Raw genomic sequence first — 19,555 nt, forward strand, 5'->3', positions numbered from 1 at the left:
CCTATGGTGCCCGATCCCTCCGGTGCCGCCCAGCGTCCCCCTCGCCCGCAGCAAGCCGGAGTTCACGCCGCTGCCGGGCCGGCAGCGTATCCGGCCACCAGGCGGCGCGGCGCCAGCGGCGGGTTCCGCGCTCGCGCCAGCGCAGGAACGCCAGCGGGCCGCGCCACTGCAGGTGCGCCTCGTGCATCGGCTCGCCGTCGACGGTCGGCGTCCGCGCGTTGCCGGGGAACCAGAATGCACGGCTCGGCTTGCGTCCTTCCCTGCGCGCCCGCCAGCCGCCGTACGCCAGCGCGCCGATGGCGATGGGCCATGCAAATGGACGCGGCATCTCGCACGCCAGCACGGAGACGGCGCCCAGTACGCCCAGGAGGATCAACAGCGCCTGCAGCAGGCGCGATGGCCGCCACTCAAGCCGGCAATTGACGGATCCGTTCGACCAGCGCGGCGAGTTCCGCATCGGGACACTGCTCATAGCCCATGAACCAGCGCCAGAGCTTATCGTCCTCGCAATCGAGCAGCCGTAGGAAAACCACGCGCTGCGGTTCGGATTCGGACGCCCAGCTGCGATCGAGGTAACGACCGAACAGCTGGTCCAGTTCGCGCATGCCGCGCCGGCAACGCCAGCGGATGCGCTTCAGTTCGGGATCGTCGCTCATGCCGCGGCCAGCGCCAGCGCCAGGCGCACCCAGAACGCGATCAACACCAGCGTGGCCAGCGCATAGACCACGAAGCGGGTCATGACGTGGTTGTACGTGCAGTGGACCACGCTGTGTACTGCGCGCAACGCGACGAAGGCCCAGGCCAGCGTGATCGAGCCGGCATCGGAAACACCGATCTGCGCGGCAAGCAGTACGCCTGCGTAGAACAGCACCGGCAGTTCGAACAGGTTGCGGAAGTTGTCCGAGGCGCGCGTGTCGACCAGCAGGCGCACCGAATCGGCCGCGTTGGCCAGCTGCTGCGCGTCGATGCGCTTGCGCGCCATTTCGCCGAGCCGCAGCTGGTACAGCCTGACCCACACCAGGAAGGTCAGGCCGGCCATCGCCACCGCAGGCCAGAGGATCGCCGTGGCAGGTGCATCGCCCATGCGATCAGGCGCGACGCGCCATCATCAGCTTCTTGATCTCGGCGATCGCCAGCGCCGGGTTCAGGCCCTTCGGGCAGGTCCGGGCGCAGTTCATGATGGTGTGGCAGCGGTAGAGCTTGAACGGATCTTCCAGATCGTCCAGGCGCGCACCGGTGTCCTCGTCGCGCGAGTCGATGATCCAGCGGTAGGCCTGCAGCAGGATCGCCGGACCCAGATAGCGCTCGCCGTTCCACCAGTAGCTCGGGCAGCTGGTCGAGCAGCACGCGCACAGGATGCATTCGTATAGGCCGTCCAGCTTCTTGCGGTCCTCCGGCGACTGCAGGCGCTCGCGGTCCGGCGGTGCAGGGGTCTGTGTGCGGATCCACGGCTTGATCGACGCGTACTGCGCGTAGAAGTGGGTCAGGTCCGGGACCAGATCCTTCACCACGTCCATGTGCGGCAGCGGATAGATCGGTACTTCGGCCTTGCCGCAGTCGCCGATGGCCTTGGTGCAGGCCAGCGTGTTGGTGCCGTCGATGTTCATCGCGCACGAACCGCAGATGCCTTCGCGGCACGAACGACGGAACGTCAGCGTGGGATCGATCTCGTTCTTGATCTTGATCAGCGCGTCCAGGACCATCGGACCGCACTTGTCGAGATCGATCTCGTACGTATCCGTGCGCGGGTTGGCGCCGTCGTCCGGGTTCCAGCGGTACACCTTGAAGGTGCGCACGCGCTTGGCGCCCTTCGCGGGGAAGTGCTTGCCCTTGGTGACGCGCGAGTTCTTCGGGAGCGAAAATTCGGCCATGTGTCAGGTCTCCCGGGCTCAGTAAACGCGTGGCTTGGGCGGCACCACATCCACGTCCTTGCTGAGCGTGTACATGTGCACGGGGCGGAAATCGAAGCTGCACGTACCGTCGTCGGCGACGTTGACCAGCGTGTGTTTCTGCCAGTTGACGTCGTCGCGTTCCGGGAAGTCCTCGTGCGCGTGCGCGCCGCGGCTTTCATGGCGCTGTTCGGCCGAATTGATCGTGGCGACCGCGCTGAGCAGCAGGTTGTGCAGCTCGTAGGTTTCGATCAGGTCCGAGTTCCAGATCAGCGAGCGGTCGCTGACCTTGACGTCCTGGAAGCTGGAGAAGATGTCGGCCATCTTGTCGCAGCCTTCCTTCAGCGTCTTGCTGGTGCGGAAGACGGCGGCATCGGCCTGCATCGTGCGCTGCATGTTGTCGCGGATCACCGACGTCGGCGTGCCGCCGTTGGCGTTGCGCAGCTTGTCCAGGTGCGAGAGCGCCTTGTCGCAGGCGTCGCCGGCGAGCGGCTTGTGCGACGCACCGCTCTTGATGGTCTCGGCGCAGCGGTTGGCCACCGCACGACCGAATACCACCAGGTCGAGCAGCGAGTTGGAGCCCAGGCGGTTGGCGCCATGCACCGACACGCAGGCGGCCTCGCCGATCGCGTACAGGCCCGGCACGACCGCATCCGGGTTGTCGCCGACCTTGCGCACCACTTCGCCGTGGTAATTGGTCGGGATGCCACCCATGTTGTAGTGCACGGTCGGGATGACCGGGATGGGCTGCTTGGTCACATCCACGCCCGCGAAGATGTGGGCGCTCTCGGCGATGCCGGGCAGCTTCTCGTTGATCACTTCCGGGCCCAGGTGGGTCAGGTCGAGCAGGATGTGGTCCTTGTGCTCGCCGACGCCGCGGCCTTCGCGGATCTCGATGGTCATCGAACGGCTGACCACGTCGCGCGAGGCCAGGTCCTTGTAGTGCGGCGCATAGCGCTCCATGAAGCGCTCGCCGTTGCTGTTGCGCAGGATACCGCCTTCACCACGGACGCCTTCGGTGATCAGGCAGCCCGCACCGTAGATGCCGGTGGGATGGAACTGCACGAACTCCATGTCCTGCATCGGCAGGCCCGCACGCATCACCATGCCGCCACCGTCGCCGGTGCAGGTGTGGGCCGAGGTCGCCGAGAAGTACGCGCGGCCGTAGCCGCCGGTGGCCAGCACCACGCCGTGGGCACGGAACAGGTGCAGCGTGCCGGTCGCCATATCCAGCGCGAGCACGCCGCGGCAGGCGCCTTCCTCGTCGAAGATCAGGTCCAGCGCGAAGTACTCGACCATGAAGCGCGCATCGTGCGCCAGCGACTGCTGGTACAGCGTGTGCAGCATGGCGTGGCCGGTGCGGTCGGCCGCGGCGCAGGTGCGCTGGGCCGGCGGACCTTCGCCGTACCGGGTGGTCATGCCACCGAACGGGCGCTGGTAGATCTTGCCCTCCTCGGTGCGGGAGAACGGCACGCCGTAATGCTCCAGCTCGATGATGGCCGGGATGGCCTCGCGGCACATGTACTCGATGGCGTCCTGGTCGCCCAGCCAGTCCGAGCCCTTGATGGTGTCGTAGAAGTGGTAGCGCCAGTCGTCCTCGCCCATGTTGCCGAGCGCGGCGGAAATGCCGCCCTGCGCCGCCACGGTGTGCGAGCGGGTCGGGAAGACCTTGGTCAGGCAGACGGTCTGCAGGCCCTTGGCGGCCAGGCCGAAGGTCGCGCGCAGGCCGGCACCGCCGGCGCCCACCACGACCATGTCGTACTTGTGTTCGGTGATCTTGTAAGCGGACATGCGGCTCAATTCCCCAGCGCGATGCGGGCCACGGCGAAGACGCTCACGATGGCGCCCAACACGGCGATGAACTTGACGGTGGTCTGCACGGCGAGCGCGAGCAGCGAGTTGTGGATGTAGTCCTCCAGGATGACCTGAAGGCCCAGCTGCGCATGCCAGAACATGGCGACCAGGAAGCCGACCAGCAGCATCGCGTTCCACGGCTTGGCGATGGCGGCGGTGGCGGTGACGTAGTCGGCACCCATCAGGCTCAGCACGAACATCAGGAACCAGATGGTCAGCGCGACCAGCGCGGTGGCGGTCAGGCGCTGGTGCACGAAGTGCTCGGTACCGGTCTTCGCCGAGCCCAGGCCGCGCGCATTCTTGATGGGGGTACGGAAGTCGCTCATGCGCCACCTCCCAGCAGCACGTACGCCCACACCAGGGCGGTGATGACCAGGCTGCCGATCACCGACAGCCAGCTGCTGCGCACGAACGTGGCGATGCGGTAGCCGATGGCGAAGTCCTGCACGATGTGGCGGATGCCGTTGCACAGGTGGTAGGCGAAGGCCCAGGTCCAGCCGAACAGGAACAGCTGGCCGTACCAGGCGCCGGCAAGGCCGGTGACGCAGTTCCAGGCATCGGGGCCGATCATCAGTGCCACCAGGCCTGCGGTGATCACCAGGGCGCCGCCGGCGAGGATGACCCCCGTGGCGCGATGCAGGATCGACGTCACCATCTGGATCTGCCAGCGGTAGACCTGGAGGTGGGGGGAAAGCGGACGTTGTGGAGTCGCCATTCGTTGCGCTCGTTGTCTCGGCTGGGCGGTCAGGACCGCGTTGGCTTTACGTGCACTGCTCAGAAATCGATGCAGCGCCCGTTCTTTTCCCAATCCCCGTAACGCGTGGGCTCGGGCCCGTCGCGTCCGCCGATCTCCTTCTGCACGGCCGCGGTTCCGCCACCTTCGCCCGGTGTCGGCGGCGTGGGTTCGGATGGCTGTGTTCCGGGATCGTGGTCGGGAATCGGGGGAGTTTGACCTATCATGGCGGTCTCGCAACGCACAAAATTTTAATCCCCGCCCCCTTGGCTGACAACCTTTCCCGTACCAGTCCACCGCTTTTCGCCCTGCCCGACCACGCGCTCGTGGTGCTGGAAGGCCCGGATGCCGTGGCATTCGCCCATGCGCAGTTCGCCAACGATGTCGTGTCGCTGGCGCCCGGGCACTGGCAGTGGAATGCGTGGCTGACGCCCAAAGGGCGGGTGATTGCGGTGTTCGCGCTCGCCAGGAGGACGGACGAGACCCTGTGGCTCGTACTGCCCGACTTTCCCGCCGACCTGTTCGCCGAGGCACTGCGGCGATTCGTGTTTAGACGAAAGTTGAAGATCGAAGTCCCCGCCGGCATCGCCGTCAACGCCACGTTCGCCGCGCCCGCCCGCGCGTCGGGCGCCGCGCTGGACGCGACGGATGACGCGCTCGAATTCAATCTCGGTGGCGATGGCGGACCGCGCACGTGGCACATCGGTGCTGCCGCTGCCGAGGATCCTGCCTTGCAGGCCGCATGGCAGGTCGCCGACCTGCGCCACGGCCTGCCCCGCCTGCCCGCGTCGCAGCGCGAACAGTGGACACCCCAGCAACTCGCGCTCGACCGCCTGTCCGCCTACAGCGTCAAGAAGGGCTGCTACCCGGGCCAGGAAATCGTGGCCCGCACGCATTTCCTCGGCAAGGCGAAGCGCTCACTGCAGTGCTTCTCCGCCATGGGCACGGTCACCGACGGCACGCCGGTGCGCGAAGGCGAGCGCGATGTGGGCGAAGTCGCCTGCGTCGCATCCGACGTAGCGGGCAGCGTGCTGCTGGCGGTGATGCCGCTGGAGCATGCGGGCACCGACCTGATGGCGGATGACCACCTGCTGGCACGACAGCCGCTGCTGGACGGACTGCGCCGCTGAGCCCGTTCCGCGCGTCGATTGATCCACGTCAATGACGCCGATGCACGCAGACCTAGACTGCTCCAGTCCCTGAGCAGAAGGCATGCGCATGCACCATGACGTCATCATCATCGGCGCCGGTCCGGCCGGTCTCTGCCTGGCCAAGGCCCTGTGCGATCTCGACCTGAAAGTCGCCGTGGTGGAGCGCCAGCCGCGCGCCGCGATCGCCGAACCCGCGTTCGACGGCCGCGAGATCGCGCTGACCCATGCCTCGATGCGACTTCTGCGCGACCTCGGCATCTGGCAGCACCTGCCGGACGACGCCTGCTCGCCGTTGCGCGCGGCACGCGTGATGGAGGGCGACTGCCTGCACGACATGCGGATCGATGCCGGCCTCGCCGGTACGCCGGAACTGGGCATGCTGGTGCCCAATCACCGCATTCGCGAAGCCGCATGGAAGGCCGTGTGCGCCCTGCCCGGCCTGGACCTGTTCGACAGCGCGCGCATCCATGCAGTCCGCACCACCGACGACCATGCCTGCGTGACGCTGAGCGATGGCCTGCGACTGGAGGCACCGCTGCTGGTGGCGGCCGACAGCCGGTTCTCCGAGACACGCCGCGCGATGGGCATCGGCGCCGACCAGTACGATTTCGGCAAGAGCATGCTGGTCTGCCGCATGCATCACGAACAGCCGCACCAGGGTGTGGCGTGGGAGTGGTTCGGCCACGGACAGACGCTCGCGTTGCTGCCGTTGCAGGAACACCAGGCCTCGGTCGTGGTCACCCTGCCCGACAGCGCAGCGAGGCGGCTCGCGGCGCTGGACGTGGAGGCCTTCGCCCGCGAGATGGAGCAGCGCTACGGGCACCGCCTCGGTAACATGCGGCTGGAGAGCAGCCGGCACGTCTATCCACTGGTCGGTGTGTACGCACGCCGCTTCGTCGGACGCCGCTTCGCCCTGGTGGGCGACGCGGCGGTGGGCATGCATCCGGTGACGGCGCATGGCTTCAACCTGGGGCTGGGCAGCGTGGAACGGCTGGCCGACATGGCGCGCGAAGCGCTGCGCTGCGGCGGCGACCTGGGCTGCGCGGAGGGACTGGCGCGCTATGAGCGTCGTCATCGTCGTGGATCGCGCCCGCTCTACCTGGCGACCCGCGCGATCGTGGAGCTTTACACCAACGACGGGGCGCCCGCGCGCGTCGTCCGCGAAACCGTCCTGCGGGCCGGCCGGCGGCTCACCCCATTCCGACGCATGCTGGCGCGCACGCTGGCCGACGAACGGCCACTGGACCGGAATCCCCTGCAGCGCCTGCGCGACGGCTTGGAACTCCTGCGACCGTAGCGTGCGCCATGCGCACGGTCACGCGAACCATCACGGGTCATGATTCGTGCGCACGGCGCACGCTACGCGGCGAGCCACGCCTCGTAGCGGTCGAGGAACGACTGCAGGCGCCGCCGCAGACGCTCGTCCGTGATGGTGCCGCCCGCGTCGATCTGGCCTTCGCGGTACTGGATGGCGATCTCCGGCTGCGGCAGCACCGCGACGTCCACCGCCGCCAGCACGTTGCGCAAATGCTGCTGGGCCGACACCGTGCCGTGCGCACCGGGCGACGTGCCGATCACGCCGGCGCGCTTGCCGGCGAACGAATTGCTGCCGCCCGGGCGGGTGCCGATGTCGATGGCGTTCTTCAGCACCCCCGGGATGGAGCGGTTGTACTCCGGGGTGACGAACAGCAGCGCGTCGCAGGCTTCCACCTGCTGCTTGAAGCGCAGGCCCGCGGCGGGGAAGTCCGCATCGTCGTCCTGGTCGTACAGCGGCAGGTCGGCAATGCCGATCTCGTCGAACACGAAGCGGTCGCCGGCCAACGCCTGCACGGCGCCGGCCAGCTGACGATTGAACGAGCCGGCGCGCAGGCTGCCGATGATGAGGCCGATGCGGGGCGTGGGCATGTCCGTTCCTCAGCGTGTGGGGAGGGACATCATGCCAGCCGGTCGGCCGCTGCGACGATGTCCTCGTCGCCGGGCAGCACCAGGAAGGCTGCGCCGGCCAGCGGGGTGTACGTATCCGCACCCACCACGCGCTGGAACGGACGCGCACGGTAGCCCGCCTCCGCGATCGCCGTGATGACGCCCTCGCCTACCCCGGCCGCGTGCCGACCCTCGTCGACGACCAGGATGCGCTTCGCCGTTTTCGCCTGCTCGGCGATGAAGGTCGCATTGAGTGGCACCAGCCAGCGCAGATCGACCACGCGCACCTTCCACCCGTGCTTCATTTCGATGCTGCGCGCGGCGCGCAGGCTCATCGGCACGCCGTTGCCGTAGGTGAAGACGACCAGATCGTCCGCGTCCGCGCCGTAGACCCGGCCTTCGCCCAGCGGCATCGCCTCGTCCTGCGCCGGATACGGGAACAGCCACTGGCCGTCGCCGGCTTCGTGCAGGTCCTTGGTCATGTACAGCGCGATCGGCTCCAGGAACACGCTGACACGCCCATCGACCTTCGCCAGCGCCGCCAGCGTGCGCAGCATGGTGGCCGCATCGTCGCCACGCGACGGGCAGCCGACCACCAGGCCAGGGATGTCGCGCAGCGCGGTGATCGAGTTGTCGTTGTGGAAGTGCCCGCCGAAGCCGCGCTGGTAGCCCAGCCCGGCGATGCGTACCACCATCGGATTGCGGTACTGGTTGTTGCTGAAGAACTGCAGGCTGGCGGCCTCGCCACGGATCTGGTCGCAGGCGTTGTGGAAGTACGCCAGGTACTGGATCTCCGGGATCGGCAACATGCCCAGGTTCGCATAGCCCTGCGCCAGGCCGAGGATCATGGTCTCGTCCAGCAACGTGTTGAACACGCGCGTGCCCTTGAAGGCCTTCTGCAGACCCTTGGTCACCGTGTAGACGCCGCCCTTCTGCGCCACGTCCTCACCGAACAGCAGCGTCTCCGGGTACTTGCAGAACAGGTCGTGCAGCGCGTTGTTGATCTGGATGGCCAGGTGGCGTGGCGGCAGCTTCTCCGGCAGCTTGTCCTCGCTGCCGAACGCGGCGACGCGCTTCTCGTGCGGTGCGACGCGCGCCGCTTCCTTTTCCACGGCAGCCGGTGTGTACGGCGCCAACGGGGCCATCACGTGTTCCAGCGTGGTGATGCGCGGGCGGCAGTCCGCATCCTCTGCAGCGGCGAAGCAGCGCTTGCGGGTGGTTTCGTACAGCGCCAACAGCGCATCCTTCGACAGCAGGCCGGATTCCAGCGCGATCGCGGCCGAGCGCAGCAGCGGGTCGGTCGCCTCCACCGCGCACAGTTCTTCCAGCGGACGCCATTCGATCTCGAAGTCGGTACCGGCGTGCCCCATGATCCGCGTGGTGCGCAGGTGCAGGAAGGTGGGCCGACGCGTGCGACGGCAATGCTCGACCGCCGCCTGCACCTGGCCGTAGCCGGTGGCCAGGTCCAGGCCATCGGCGTGGAAGTAGTCCAGGTCCTTGCGGTCGCGGAAGTTGCGGCCGATCCAGCCATCCGGGGTCTTCACCGAGATGCCGATGCCGTTGTCCTCGCAGACGAACAGCACCGGCGCCGGCAGCTTCTGGTAGGCCGTCCACGCCGCCGCATTGAACGCGGTCTGCGCCGTGGCATGGTTGCTGGAGGCGTCGCCGAACGAGCAGATCGCGATGCTGTCGTTGGGGATGGGCAACGCATGGCCGATGCGGCGCGCCTGCTCGATGGCCACCGCCGTGCCCAGCGCCTTCGGCAGGTGCGATGCGATGGTGGACGTCTGCGGCAGCACCCACAACGGCTTGCTGCCCCACACCTTGTGGCGTCCACCGGACGCGGGGTCCTCGGCGCTCGCCGCGAAGCTCAACGCGGAATCCATCACCGGATCCATGCCAGGCAGCTTGCGGAAACGCTCGGCCATGAAGCCGCCACTGCGGTAGTGCAGGAAGGCCGGATCGGTATGCCGCGTCAGCCGCGCGACCATCGCATTGCCTTCGTGGCCGGAACTGCCGATGGTGTAGAAGACCTTGTTCTGCACGCGCAGCACGCGCGCCATCAGGTCCAGGTGGCGCGAGATCAACTGGGATTCGAGCAGTTCGATGAAGCTGCGCGCATCCAGCGCACTGCCGGGCAGGATGGCGTCGCCGGCCGCCGTCGTCGCGCCGACCCGTCCGTTCCACTCCTTCACGAACTCGATGAAGTTCTGGTCGCAGATCTCGGCGCGGTTGAGGCCCTTCATGCGGGCCGGAATCGGGTTGGCAGTCATGTGTTCGCTCAGGCTCGGGAAAACGCCAGGCGCGCCGCGACCTCGTCGCTCACGCCCGGCATAGGAACGAAACCCGGCGTGGCGCGTACGCGCGCCAGCCAGTCGGTGATGCGCGGATAGGCGGACAGGTCGAAACCCCCGTCCTCCGCACAATGGGTGTAGGCGAACAGCGCGATATCGGCGACGCCATAGGTGTCGCCGGTGAACCACGCCGCGCGCAGCAGGTGCTTCTCCATGACGGACAGCGCCTGTCCTCCGCGCTCGATCAGGCGCGGCAGGTCGGCTCTGCGCCGAGAATCCACGGGTGTCCAGCCCCGGATGAAGCGCGCGACCGCGATGTACGGCTCGTGGCTGTACTGCTCGAAGAACAGCCAGCTCAACGCCTGCGCCCGCTGCCAGGCGTCGGCAGGCAGCATCGGCGTCCCCTCTGCCAGCCAGCACAGGATCGCGTCGGACTCGACGAGGACGCCGCCACCGGCACGCTCGAGCATCGGCACCTTGCCGTTGGGGTTCTTCGCAAGGTACGCCGGCGTGCGCGTCGCGCCATTCGCGCTGTCGACCTCGATCCATGCGTAGGGACGATCCAACTGCTCCAGCAGCAGGCGCACCTTGTGGCAGTTGCCGGAGGTGGACATGCCGTGGACGGTGACGGACTCAGGCGACATGACGGTCCTCCTGGAATGCGGCGATGCGGGCGGCCTTGGCCAGGTCTTTCGGGCGACCGAACAGGGTGAAGATGCGTTGCTGTTCCTCAAAGGTCGGCACGCGGACGGCATGGGCATCGAACCCGACGATGGTGTCGTCCAGCACCTGCAGCGGACGCCAACCCTCCGCCGTCATCACCTCGAGGTCGCCCATCACTTCCAGCGGCATCGGCAGGTGCGTGAAGCGAGCGAACGTGGAGCGGAAACGCGCCTCATCCTGCGGGCGGTAAGCGAGATCGGCGTGCGGCATCCATGCCGCCTGCAACCGGAGCGCATCTTCGCGACTGCACAGCACGTCGATATCCTGCGGCGCGATGTCGGGCACACCGGTCAGCGCCATCGCGGCGCTGCCGATGATCCACCAAGGATCGCGGAACGTCCGCGCCAACTCGGGCAAGGCATCCTGCAGGCCTGCACGGAGCACGGAAGTTTCTGTCACGAATGCGTGGCCCCACGCAATTGCCATTGCGCGCACGTCTGGCCCCAGACTTCCACCGGCTTCTCGTGATGCGGCTCGGGCAGCCGGTCCATCCGCTGATACGTCGAACCCAGTTTGGCGGCGACGGTTTTCGAGTTGGCGTTGTCGGGATCGATGGTATGGATCACCTCGCCCCAGCCCAGTTGATCGAACGCCCAACCGATGCTCGCGGCGGCTGCCTCCGGCGCATAGCCCCTCCCCCAGGCCTCGCGGGCGATGCTCCAGCCCACTTCCTTGCCCGGCCAGCCTTCGGGTTGCCAGGGGCCGACGCGCCCCACCCAGCGACCACTCGACTTCTCGATCACCGAGAACATGCCGAAGCCCTGCAGATGCCAGCTGCCCAGCGTGGCTGCCAGGCTGCGCCATGCCGGTGAGCGCGCCATCACGCCGCCGATATAGCGAGTGGCTTCTTCATCGGCGGCGAACGTCGCCCAGCATTCGTAGTCGGCTTGCCGCGGCAGGCGCAGCAGCAGGCGTGGGGTTTCGAGCTGGAGACCGGAAAGATCCATCGATACCGCACCATCCCATCGGAATGACCAGACACGAGCGACGACGCCCGACTTGCCTCGCATCCGCTCCCGCTTCCGGGAGCGGTCGATGTCAGAACGCGTTGATACCCGTCAGCTCACGGCCGATCACCAACTGGTGCACGGTTTCCGTGCCTTCGTAGGTGATCACCGATTCCAGATTGAGCGCATGGCGGATCGCGGCGTGCTCGGTGGTGATGCCAGCGCCGCCGAGCAGGTCGCGGCATTCGCGCGCGATGTCGATGGCCATGCGGCAGTTGTTCCACTTCGCCAGCGATACCTGCTGCGGCGCCATGGTGCCGGCGTCCTTCAGGCGACCCAGCTGCAACGACAGCAGCTGTGCCAGGGTGATGCGGCGGGCCATCTCGGCCATCTTGATCTGCGCGCTCTGGGTCGCCGCCACGGGGCGGTCGAACAGGATGCGCTCCTTCGTGTAGGCCAGCACTTCGTCCAGGCAGGCGATGGCCGCGCCAATCGGGCCCCAGGTGATGCCATAGCGCGCCTGCGTCAGGCAGCCCAGCGGGCCCTTCAATCCCTTCACGTTGGGCAAGCGACTGCTGTCCGGCACGCGCACGTTGTCGAAGAACAGCGCGCTGGTGACCGAGGCGCGCAGGCTCATCTTGTGCTTGATCTCCTGCGCGGTGAACCCGGTCATGCCCTTCTCGAGCAGGAAGCCCTGGATGCCTTCGTCGGTCTGCGCCCAGACGATGGCGATGTCGGCCAGATTGCCGTTGGTGATCCACATCTTGGAGCCATTGATGACCCAGTCATCGCCGTCGCGGCGCGCATGGGTCTTCATGTTGGCTGGATCGGAGCCGCCATGCGGCTCGGTCAGGCCGAAGCAGCCGATGACCTTGCCGGCCGCCATGTCGGGCAGCCAGCGCTGACGCTGCTCTTCGCTGCCGTAAGCGTAGATGGGGTACATGCACAGCGAGGACTGCACGCTGACGAAGCTGCGGATGCCGCTGTCGCCGCGCTCCAGCTCCTGGCAGATCAGGCCGTAGCTGACCGCGTTGAGGCCGGCGCAGCCGTACTTCTCGGGCAGCGACGAGCCGAGCAGGCCCAGTTCGGCGATCTCGGGCACCAGTTCCTTCGGGAAGCGCCCCTGGTCGAAGGCGTCGCCGATGATCGGGCGCACGCGCTCGTCGGTGAAGCGGGCCACCGCATCCTGGACGGCGCGCTCCTCTTCGCTCAGGAGGGAACGGACATCGAACAGGTCGTACGGGTTCAGGGCCATTGCGCTTCAACCGGCGGGAGTCATTCATCGCATTGTATGCGGTGCCCCTTGATACCGGTAAGCGCCAGTCCGCAAAGCAAAGGCCGGCGAAACGCCGGCCTTTGCGGGGTGCCACGTTGAAACGCAGGCCCGTTGCGGGGCCGGCGCGTCAGCCCTTGCCGGGCGCGTCGACGCTGGCGGTCTGCGTCACCACCTGGCCATCGATCACCGGCAGGCGGTCGCCCGGCTTCTGGTCCAGGCGGATGGTCTTGTCCTGGCCCTCGAAGCGGTAGGTCACGTCGTAACCGATGACCTTGTCGGTGGTGCCCATCGCGATCCGCGAACCCGGCTTGCTGTCCATCCGCATGGTGCCGGTGGTGCCGTCCGGGTTGCGGTAGGTGACGTTGTAGCCGGTCACGCGCGAGGATTCGGACGTCGCATTCTCGGTGTGGCACTGGCGCTCGGTGCGGTTGACCACGCGGCCACCCACGTGGCGCTTGTCGACCTGGTTGCCGATGGCGCCACCGGCCACCGCGCCAGCCACGGTCGCTGCCTTCTTGCCATTGCCGCCGCCGACCTGATTGCCCAGCAGGCCGCCGATGACGGCGCCGGCGACCGTGCCGCCGACGTTGCCGTCGCGCTCGGGCAGGCGCTCCTGCACGACCACGTCATTGCAGACCTCACGCGGCGTGCTGGTGTGGGTGGTTTCGCGTACCGCCTCGGTGCCGATGACGGTCGCGTAGAGCTTCTCGGAACTGGTGATCGGATCGGCCTTCACGACCGAGGCGTATTGCAGCGAGCCCGTCGGGATTTCGTTGCCCGTCGCCGCCACGTCGTCCGCGACCAGCGTGCCGTCCGCTGCCGTCACCAGCCCCCCCTGCTCGGCAGGGCTCTTGTCGCCCCCCTTGAGGAACGCGGCGGTGGCCACGCCACCCACCAGCAGCGCGCCGACGGCGACCAGAATCGTAGTGGTATTGCTCTTCATCGCTGCCTCCATGTCGGGCGGTCCCCGATTCATCGTGGTGATCATTGCACCACCTCGAACCTGAACCAAGTACCGGCGAACGGCGCTGAAAAACAACAAAAAATGAACGACTCCACCACGTGCCGATCATGCTAGCGTCGCACCCATCCCCCGCTTTGACGAGCTTCCGCCATGCCGAATCCGCTACTCCTGCCCCTGCTCGAGTGGGCCAGAAAGCTGCGCTATCCCACCTTGTTCAAGATCACGGCAGCGCTCTTCCTGGTCACGCTTTTCCTGCCCGATCCGTTCCCGTTCGTCGACGAGATCCTGTTTGGCCTGGGCACCTTGCTGCTGGCCAACTGGAAGCGACGCAAGGAACCGCCGCCCGCCATCGAACCATCGCAACGCTGAAACATGCTGGTCGACAGCCACAGCCATTTCGACGCGCCCGAGTTCGACGCGGATCGCGAGGCCGCATTGGCTCGGGCACGCGCTGCCGGCGTGACGCGCCAGGTCGTGCCTGCCGTCACGGCGTCGACCTGGCCCAAGCTGCGCGATGTCTGCGCGTCGGCGGCAGGGTTGTTTCCGGCTTACGGCTTGCACCCGATGTACCTGGCAGAGCACCGGCCCGAGCATCTGGACGCCCTGCGCGACTGGATCGAGCGCGAGCGGCCCGTGGCGGTCGGCGAATGCGGGCTGGACTTCTTCGTCGAGGGGCTGGACCGCGACGAGCAGCAGCGCTATTTCGACGGACAACTTCACTTGGCGCGCGAGTTCGACCTGCCGTTGATCGTGCACGCGCGACGCGCGGTGGATGCGGTCATCGCATCGATCAGGCGCGTCGGACGCCTGCGCGGCGTGGTGCACAGTTTTTCGGGTAGCCCCGAGCAGGCACGTCAGCTTTGGCAGTCGGGCTTCCTGATCGGCCTGGGCGGACCGGTCACGTATGAACGCGCGAACCGCCTGCGCACGCTCGCTCGCACCATGCCGCTTGATTTCCTGCTGCTGGAAACCGATGCACCGGACCAGCCTGACGCGGGCATCCGTGGGCAACGCAACGAGCCATCACGGCTCCCGGCCGTCCGTGACGTGATCGCGGAACTTCGCGGCCAGTCATCGGACGAGATCGCCGCGGCGACGACGCGCAACGCCGAGCGCCTTTTCAGGCTGACGTCTGACTGACGCTTGTTTTGGCTGGCTTGGCCAGCAGTTCCAGCGCCTTGCCCACCATCGCGAATGCGAAGGCGCCGGTGATGTGGGTGGCGGCCCCCAGGCCAACCCCACAGTCCAGTTTCAGCGCGGCATCCGCGCCCAACTGCGGACGCAGACCACAGACGCTGCCATCGGCCTGCGGATACCTGACGTTTTCCAGCGAATAGACGGCCTGGACGCTGAAGTAGCGGTCCTTGTTCTTCGGGAAGTTGAATTCGGCGCGGAGCTTCTTGCGCACGAGCGCGAGCAATGCGTCGTGCTCCGTGCGCGACAGGTCGCGCAGCCGGATCTGGGTGGGATCGGTACGCCCGCCCGCCGAGCCCGACACCACGATCGGCAGCTTGCGCCGGCGGCACCAGGCGATCATTTCCACCTTGACCCGGAAGCTGTCGCAGGCATCGAGCACCAGATCGAACCTCCGATCCAGGAGATCCGCCATGTTGCTCGACGTGAGGAACTGCGGCACCGCCTCGACCTCGATGAGCGGATTGATCGCGCGGCAGCGCTCGGCCATCGCCTCGGCCTTGTTCCGCCCGTACTGCCCGTCCAGCGCAGGCAACTGGCGATTGGTGTTGGACACGCAGATGTCATCGGCATCGATCAGCGTCAGATGGCCGATACCCGAGCGCGCGAGCGCCTCCACCACCCACGAGCCGACGCCGCCCATGCCCACCACCGCCACGCGCGCCGCCGCATGGCGCTCCACCGCGCCCACCCCATACAGTCGGTCGATGCCGGCGAACCGGTCCCGGAGTTCTTTCTTCATGTCACCAGTGTAAGCCGTGGCGCAAACCGTGACGGGCGTCGTACTATCGCGGCGTCATCCACAAGGAGCCCGCCGCATGGCCAGCCAGCCCGAGACCAAGAAGCCGTCCGCCGCCTCGCGTTACCTGTTCCTGTTCCTCATCGGCCTGGTGGTGGGCGCCATCTGCACGGTCATGGCATTGCGTGCCATCCAGGCGCGGCAGGACCCCTTCCCGGACAGCGTCATGCACGTCATGGCCAAGCATTCCGGGCTCCTGGCCGACAAGGTCAAGCAGAACCGCTGTGCGGCCACCGACACCATTCCCCATGTGCGCACGCTGCGCGCAATGGCGAACGACCTGGACATGGCCTTCCCGGGTATCGCCGACGACCAGCGCTTCAGGACGCACACCAGCCAGTTCCGCGCAGACCTCGACGCGGCCCTGGGCGCACCTCCGACCGACTGCGCCGCGGCTGGCGCGCTGGTCGAGAAAGTGGGCGCCGACTGCAAGGCCTGCCATCAGGACTTCCGCGGCTGACACGTGCGGAACGACTGAATCGCTGCTGACATCCGGGCCGCGAAAGCGGCCCGATTGTCATCGTGTTCACGTGGGGATAGGGAGCATGCGCCGCGAAGGGACCGCAACGCACGACGGTCCCACCATCCCCAGGAGGCACCCATGAATTTCCGACTGCTCGCCATCGGCCTGACGGCTACCGTCGCCCTTGCCGGTTGCGCCACCTCGCCGGGCTACAGCGGTGGCGGTTACAACAGCGGCGGCTATGGCAGCTCCCCGGCCAATCGCTATTGCGCCGACTGCGGCATCGTCGAGCGCATCGATGTGGTGCCATCCGGTCGTAGTGCTCCGTCCGCCACGGGCGCGGTCTTGGGCGGCATCGTGGGCGCGGTCGCCGGCCGCCAGATTTCCGACCGCACCGGTGGCAGCGAAGGCAACAAGAATGTTTCCACCGTCGCCGGTGCCGTCGCGGGCGCGGCGGCGGGCAACGCGATCCAGAACCGCACCACCGGCGATACGTACAACATCACCGTCCGCATGGACGATGGCCGCCGGGTGACGATCAACCAGCACGATCTCGCGGGTGTGCGCGAAAACACCTACGTCCGCATCCAGAACGGACGCGTGGTGATCCGTTGATCCTGCCGTGATTCACGAGGACAAAGAAAAAGCCCGGCGATCGCCGGGCTTTTTCTTGCGGAGCACGCGCCGTAGCGCGGTTCGGCGACTTCCGGATCAGACCGGCTGCACGGCGTCGGCCTGCAGGCCCTTCTGGCCCTGCACGACGGTGAAGCTGACCTTCTGGCCTTCCTTCAGGCTCTTGAAGCCCTGGGTCTGGATGGCACGGAAATGCACGAACACGTCTTCACCATTCTCGCGGCTGATGAAGCCGAAGCCCTTGGCATCGTTGAACCATTTGACGGTTCCGGTTTCACGATCAGACATCTACTTGCTCCTTGAAACGGGTGGTGGTTACGCCTGCTGGGCGGCTGGTTGCAAGGAGGAAGCGAGGTACAAGGATGCAGCGGATCATGGATCTACCCCATCAGGCCACGATTCACGGTGACCTTGGCAACGGCAGCGAGCGCACGGTAACCCGGCATTTGGCAAAATGCAAACGCTTGAACGGAAAAGTCAAGCCCCCGGCAACCCATTGATTCCCTAGGAGATTTGATTGGACATCCAGATGCTCTATTACGCCCTGGCGGTGGTGCTGATCCTGGTGGGCGTCGCCGGCGTGATCCTGCCCGCCCTGCCCGGCCTGCCGCTGGTGTTCGCCGGCATGCTGCTGGCGGCGTGGGCAGGCGATTTCCAGCAGATCGGCTGGGTGACCCTGGTCGTCCTGGGACTGCTGACCGCCCTGTCCTTCGCCGCCGACATCTTCTCCACCGCGATCGGGGCGCAGCGGGTCGGGGCGAGCCGCAAGGCGCTATGGGGCACGGTGATCGGTACGTTCGCCGGCCTGTTCTTCATGCCCATCGGCCTGCTGGCCGGACCCTTCATCGGCGCGCTGGCGGGCGAGCTGTGGCATGGGCGGGATGTCGGGCAGGCCGCCAAGGTCGGCCTGGGTACCTGGCTGGGCATCGTGCTGGGCGTGGTGCTGAAGCTGGGCCTGACCTTCGCGATGCTCGGGCTGTTCGTGTTCGCCTGGATCTTCTGAGGCCATGTCGACGCGCCTTCGCGTCCACGGCTGGCAGAATACCGCTCCCCACTCGCCCCTCCCATCGAGCCCCGCATGACGCATCGCGCCCGACTCCTGCCGCTGGCCATCGGCGTTTCCCTCTCGTTCGCCGCGCAGGCACAGGACGCGCCGGCCACTCCCTCGGCCGAAGCCTGCTTCCTGCTGGAGAACGATGCCGCGCGCCTGGCGTGCTACGACCAGGCGCTGGGCAGGAGTGCCCGCGACACGCGGACCGCCGACGAACAGGCGCGCGCAGCCAAGGAGGCCGAGGCGCAGGCTCGCGAGCAGGCGCGTGCAGCGGCCCGCGCCGACGCGGAAGCCGCCAAGGCCGCCGATCTGCCGTTGAGCGAGCGCGCCCGGCGGCGGATGGGCGCCTGGTTCCGGGTCGACGAGGCGGCCGAAGCCGACCTGATCGCCAACGCGGGCCGCGGATCGCTGCTCGACAGCCGCTGGGAACTGGCCAAGGACTCCAAGCTCGGCGTGTTCCAGTTGCGCGCGTACAAGCCCATGTACCTGCTGCCGGCGTTCTGGACCAGCCAGGTCAACGAGATGCCGTCGTCTCCCAACCCGGACAACACGGTTACCGAAGCGCAGGAACTGCAGGATATCGAGGCGAAATTCCAGCTGAGCTTCAAGACCAAGTTCGCGGAAAACGTGTTCGGCGACAATGGCGACATCTGGGGCGCGTATACCCAGAGCTCGCGCTGGCAGGTCTACAACGGCGAGGAGTCGCGCCCATTCCGCGAGACCAACTACGAGCCGGAAGTGATGCTGGTGTTCCGCAACAACTACAGCATCGCGGGCTGGAAGGGCCGCATGACCGGCATCGCGCTGAACCACCAGTCCAACGGCCGCGGCGATCCGCTGTCGCGCAGCTGGAACCGCGTCATCGCCACCGTCGGCCTGGACCGCGAGAACTGGGCGCTGGTGCTGCGGCCGTGGTACAGAATTCCGGACGGCAACGACGACGACAACCCCGATATCGAGAACTACATCGGCCGAGGAGACGCGATGCTGACCTATGCGCGCAATGGCCATGTCTTCACGGTGCTGGGCCGGCATTCGCTGCGCGGTGGCGACGAATCGCACGGCGCCGTGCAGGTGGACTACGGCTTCCCGATCAATCGCGCCTTCCGCGGCCACGTGCAGGTCTTCCATGGCTATGGCGAAAGCCTGATCGACTACAACCACAAGGCCACGTACGTGGGCCTGGGCATCTCGCTGCTGGACTGGTACTGATGGACGAGGTGACGATCTACCACAACCCGGCCTGCGGCACCTCGCGCAACACACTGGGCCTGATCCGCAATGCGGGCATCGAACCCCGTGTGATCGAGTACCTGAAGACGCCTCCCGACCGCACCACGCTGCTGGCGCTGATCCAGGCGATGGCCGTTCCCGTCCGGGATGTCGTCCGCGCGAAAGAGAACGCCTATGCGGAGCTCGGCCTCGCCGATGCCGGCGACGATGCCCTGATCGACGCCATGCTGGCGCATCCGGTGCTGATCAACCGGCCGATCGTGGTCACGGCGCTGGGCACGAAGCTGTGCCGTCCTTCGGAAGTCGTGCTGGATATCCTGCCGCAGCCGCAGCGCGGCGCCTTCAGCAAGGAAGACGGCGAACCGGTCGTCGATGCGGCCGGAAACCGTCTCGCCTGACGTAAGATCCTGCGCAGGATTCGCACCGCC

The 19,555-nt window shown here is 67.1% G+C and carries 26 protein-coding genes; 9 read left to right on the forward strand and 17 right to left on the reverse strand.

From position 1 onward, the window contains the following. Position 1: 1 nt before the first annotated feature. The 8 genes from ACGHX3_RS11715 to ACGHX3_RS11750 are packed head-to-tail and all read right to left on the reverse strand — an operon-like array spanning position 2 to position 4,703. On the reverse strand, positions 2 to 457 hold the full coding sequence (locus ACGHX3_RS11715) for a hypothetical protein (RefSeq protein WP_394695059.1): 456 nt from the start codon (positions 455 to 457) through the stop codon (positions 2 to 4). Then, on the reverse strand, positions 408 to 656 hold the full coding sequence (locus ACGHX3_RS11720) for a succinate dehydrogenase assembly factor 2 (RefSeq protein ID WP_313928801.1): 249 nt from the start codon (positions 654 to 656) through the stop codon (positions 408 to 410). Before ACGHX3_RS11720 ends, ACGHX3_RS11715 begins: the two co-directional genes overlap by 50 nt. Then, entirely contained in the window at positions 653 to 1,084 is a 432-nt protein-coding gene (locus ACGHX3_RS11725) for an MAPEG family protein (protein WP_394695060.1), read from the reverse strand. Before ACGHX3_RS11725 ends, ACGHX3_RS11720 begins: the two co-directional genes overlap by 4 nt. Positions 1,085 to 1,088: 4 nt before the next feature. Further along, on the reverse strand, positions 1,089 to 1,871 hold the full coding sequence (locus ACGHX3_RS11730) for a succinate dehydrogenase iron-sulfur subunit (RefSeq protein WP_162336461.1): 783 nt from the start codon (positions 1,869 to 1,871) through the stop codon (positions 1,089 to 1,091). Positions 1,872 to 1,889: 18 nt separating this feature from the next. Continuing rightward, entirely contained in the window at positions 1,890 to 3,680 is a 1,791-nt protein-coding gene (gene sdhA, locus ACGHX3_RS11735) for a succinate dehydrogenase flavoprotein subunit (protein WP_394695061.1), read from the reverse strand. A 5-nt stretch (positions 3,681 to 3,685) separates the two neighbouring features. Then, positions 3,686 to 4,069, reverse strand: a complete 384-nt coding sequence (sdhD, locus tag ACGHX3_RS11740) for a succinate dehydrogenase, hydrophobic membrane anchor protein (RefSeq protein WP_394695062.1) — start codon at positions 4,067 to 4,069, stop codon at positions 3,686 to 3,688. Further along, complete coding sequence (sdhC, locus tag ACGHX3_RS11745) at positions 4,066 to 4,458, reverse strand: succinate dehydrogenase, cytochrome b556 subunit (RefSeq protein WP_313928803.1); 393 nt, start codon at positions 4,456 to 4,458, stop codon at positions 4,066 to 4,068. The genes sdhD and sdhC overlap by 4 nt, the downstream gene beginning before the upstream one ends. 59 nt (positions 4,459 to 4,517) lie before the next feature. After that, a complete protein-coding gene (locus tag ACGHX3_RS11750) occupies positions 4,518 to 4,703 on the reverse strand; it encodes a DUF1674 domain-containing protein (protein ID WP_313928804.1) in 186 nt (61 codons plus the stop codon). A 39-nt stretch (positions 4,704 to 4,742) separates the two neighbouring features. On the opposite strand from ACGHX3_RS11750, the gene ACGHX3_RS11755 reads away from it, so the two are divergent. Both ACGHX3_RS11755 and ubiM read left to right on the forward strand, forming a co-directional pair. Further along, positions 4,743 to 5,606: a YgfZ/GcvT domain-containing protein gene (locus tag ACGHX3_RS11755; protein ID WP_394695063.1), complete on the forward strand. Its 864-nt coding sequence runs from the start codon at positions 4,743 to 4,745 to the stop codon at positions 5,604 to 5,606. Between the two features lie 88 nt (positions 5,607 to 5,694). Then, positions 5,695 to 6,924, forward strand: a complete 1,230-nt coding sequence (ubiM, locus tag ACGHX3_RS11760) for a 5-demethoxyubiquinol-8 5-hydroxylase UbiM (protein WP_394697280.1) — start codon at positions 5,695 to 5,697, stop codon at positions 6,922 to 6,924. 62 nt (positions 6,925 to 6,986) lie between these two features. Here the strand turns inward: ubiM and ACGHX3_RS11765 are convergent, their stop codons facing one another. The 7 genes from ACGHX3_RS11765 to ACGHX3_RS11795 form a co-directional block, all read right to left on the reverse strand. Further along, positions 6,987 to 7,532, reverse strand: coding sequence for an NADPH-dependent FMN reductase (locus ACGHX3_RS11765; RefSeq protein ID WP_394695064.1), 546 nt, complete (start codon positions 7,530 to 7,532; stop codon positions 6,987 to 6,989). 29 nt (positions 7,533 to 7,561) lie between these two features. Beyond that, positions 7,562 to 9,823 carry a thiamine pyrophosphate-dependent enzyme gene (locus ACGHX3_RS11770; RefSeq protein ID WP_394695065.1) on the reverse strand — a complete coding sequence of 754 codons (2,262 nt, stop codon included), beginning with the start codon at positions 9,821 to 9,823 and terminating at the stop codon, positions 7,562 to 7,564. Between the two features lie 8 nt (positions 9,824 to 9,831). After that, positions 9,832 to 10,488 carry a glutathione S-transferase family protein gene (locus ACGHX3_RS11775; RefSeq protein ID WP_394695066.1) on the reverse strand — a complete coding sequence of 219 codons (657 nt, stop codon included), beginning with the start codon at positions 10,486 to 10,488 and terminating at the stop codon, positions 9,832 to 9,834. Next, entirely contained in the window at positions 10,478 to 10,951 is a 474-nt protein-coding gene (locus ACGHX3_RS11780; protein ID WP_394695067.1) for a hypothetical protein, read from the reverse strand. Before ACGHX3_RS11780 ends, ACGHX3_RS11775 begins: the two co-directional genes overlap by 11 nt. An 11-nt stretch (positions 10,952 to 10,962) precedes the next feature. Beyond that, on the reverse strand, positions 10,963 to 11,514 hold the full coding sequence (locus tag ACGHX3_RS11785) for a GNAT family N-acetyltransferase (protein WP_394697281.1): 552 nt from the start codon (positions 11,512 to 11,514) through the stop codon (positions 10,963 to 10,965). 91 nt (positions 11,515 to 11,605) lie between these two features. Next, positions 11,606 to 12,769 carry an acyl-CoA dehydrogenase family protein gene (locus ACGHX3_RS11790; RefSeq protein WP_394695068.1) on the reverse strand — a complete coding sequence of 388 codons (1,164 nt, stop codon included), beginning with the start codon at positions 12,767 to 12,769 and terminating at the stop codon, positions 11,606 to 11,608. Positions 12,770 to 12,917: 148 nt separating this feature from the next. Then, complete coding sequence (locus ACGHX3_RS11795) at positions 12,918 to 13,733, reverse strand: glycine zipper 2TM domain-containing protein (protein WP_162336449.1); 816 nt, start codon at positions 13,731 to 13,733, stop codon at positions 12,918 to 12,920. Positions 13,734 to 13,904: 171 nt separating this feature from the next. Here ACGHX3_RS11795 and ACGHX3_RS11800 point away from each other — a divergent pair, with 171 nt between their 5' ends. Together ACGHX3_RS11800 and ACGHX3_RS11805 are read left to right on the forward strand one after the other, a co-directional pair. Next, a complete protein-coding gene (locus tag ACGHX3_RS11800; RefSeq protein ID WP_162336448.1) occupies positions 13,905 to 14,123 on the forward strand; it encodes a DUF6116 family protein in 219 nt (72 codons plus the stop codon). Between the two features lie 3 nt (positions 14,124 to 14,126). Next, positions 14,127 to 14,894 (forward strand): TatD family hydrolase, encoded by a 768-nt coding sequence (locus ACGHX3_RS11805; RefSeq protein ID WP_394695069.1) that lies wholly within the window; start codon positions 14,127 to 14,129, stop codon positions 14,892 to 14,894. Here ACGHX3_RS11805 and ACGHX3_RS11810 read toward each other — a convergent pair. Beyond that, a complete protein-coding gene (locus tag ACGHX3_RS11810) occupies positions 14,875 to 15,690 on the reverse strand; it encodes a ThiF family adenylyltransferase (RefSeq protein ID WP_394695070.1) in 816 nt (271 codons plus the stop codon). The genes ACGHX3_RS11805 and ACGHX3_RS11810 overlap by 20 nt on opposite strands. A gap of 76 nt (positions 15,691 to 15,766) precedes the next feature. Here ACGHX3_RS11810 and ACGHX3_RS11815 point away from each other — a divergent pair, with 76 nt between their 5' ends. Next, positions 15,767 to 16,207, forward strand: a complete 441-nt coding sequence (locus ACGHX3_RS11815; protein WP_162336445.1) for a cytochrome c — start codon at positions 15,767 to 15,769, stop codon at positions 16,205 to 16,207. 141 nt (positions 16,208 to 16,348) lie between these two features. Then, positions 16,349 to 16,825, forward strand: coding sequence for a glycine zipper 2TM domain-containing protein (locus ACGHX3_RS11820; RefSeq protein WP_394695071.1), 477 nt, complete (start codon positions 16,349 to 16,351; stop codon positions 16,823 to 16,825). A 96-nt stretch (positions 16,826 to 16,921) separates the two neighbouring features. On the opposite strand, the gene ACGHX3_RS11825 is transcribed toward ACGHX3_RS11820, so the two are convergent. Then, positions 16,922 to 17,131 carry a cold-shock protein gene (locus ACGHX3_RS11825; protein WP_055944114.1) on the reverse strand — a complete coding sequence of 70 codons (210 nt, stop codon included), beginning with the start codon at positions 17,129 to 17,131 and terminating at the stop codon, positions 16,922 to 16,924. Between the two features lie 229 nt (positions 17,132 to 17,360). Here ACGHX3_RS11825 and ACGHX3_RS11830 point away from each other — a divergent pair, with 229 nt between their 5' ends. From ACGHX3_RS11830 to arsC, 3 genes are all read left to right on the forward strand, one after another. Next, positions 17,361 to 17,846, forward strand: a complete 486-nt coding sequence (locus tag ACGHX3_RS11830; RefSeq protein WP_162336443.1) for a DUF456 domain-containing protein — start codon at positions 17,361 to 17,363, stop codon at positions 17,844 to 17,846. Between the two features lie 75 nt (positions 17,847 to 17,921). Further along, entirely contained in the window at positions 17,922 to 19,106 is a 1,185-nt protein-coding gene (locus ACGHX3_RS11835; protein WP_394695072.1) for a phospholipase A, read from the forward strand. Further along, positions 19,106 to 19,525 carry an arsenate reductase (glutaredoxin) gene (arsC, locus tag ACGHX3_RS11840; protein ID WP_394695073.1) on the forward strand — a complete coding sequence of 140 codons (420 nt, stop codon included), beginning with the start codon at positions 19,106 to 19,108 and terminating at the stop codon, positions 19,523 to 19,525. Before ACGHX3_RS11835 ends, arsC begins: the two co-directional genes overlap by 1 nt. Positions 19,526 to 19,555: the final 30 nt, after the last annotated feature.

Source organism: Pseudoxanthomonas japonensis (genome assembly GCF_043632995.1).
Lineage (GTDB): Bacteria > Pseudomonadota > Gammaproteobacteria > Xanthomonadales > Xanthomonadaceae > Pseudoxanthomonas_A > Pseudoxanthomonas_A japonensis.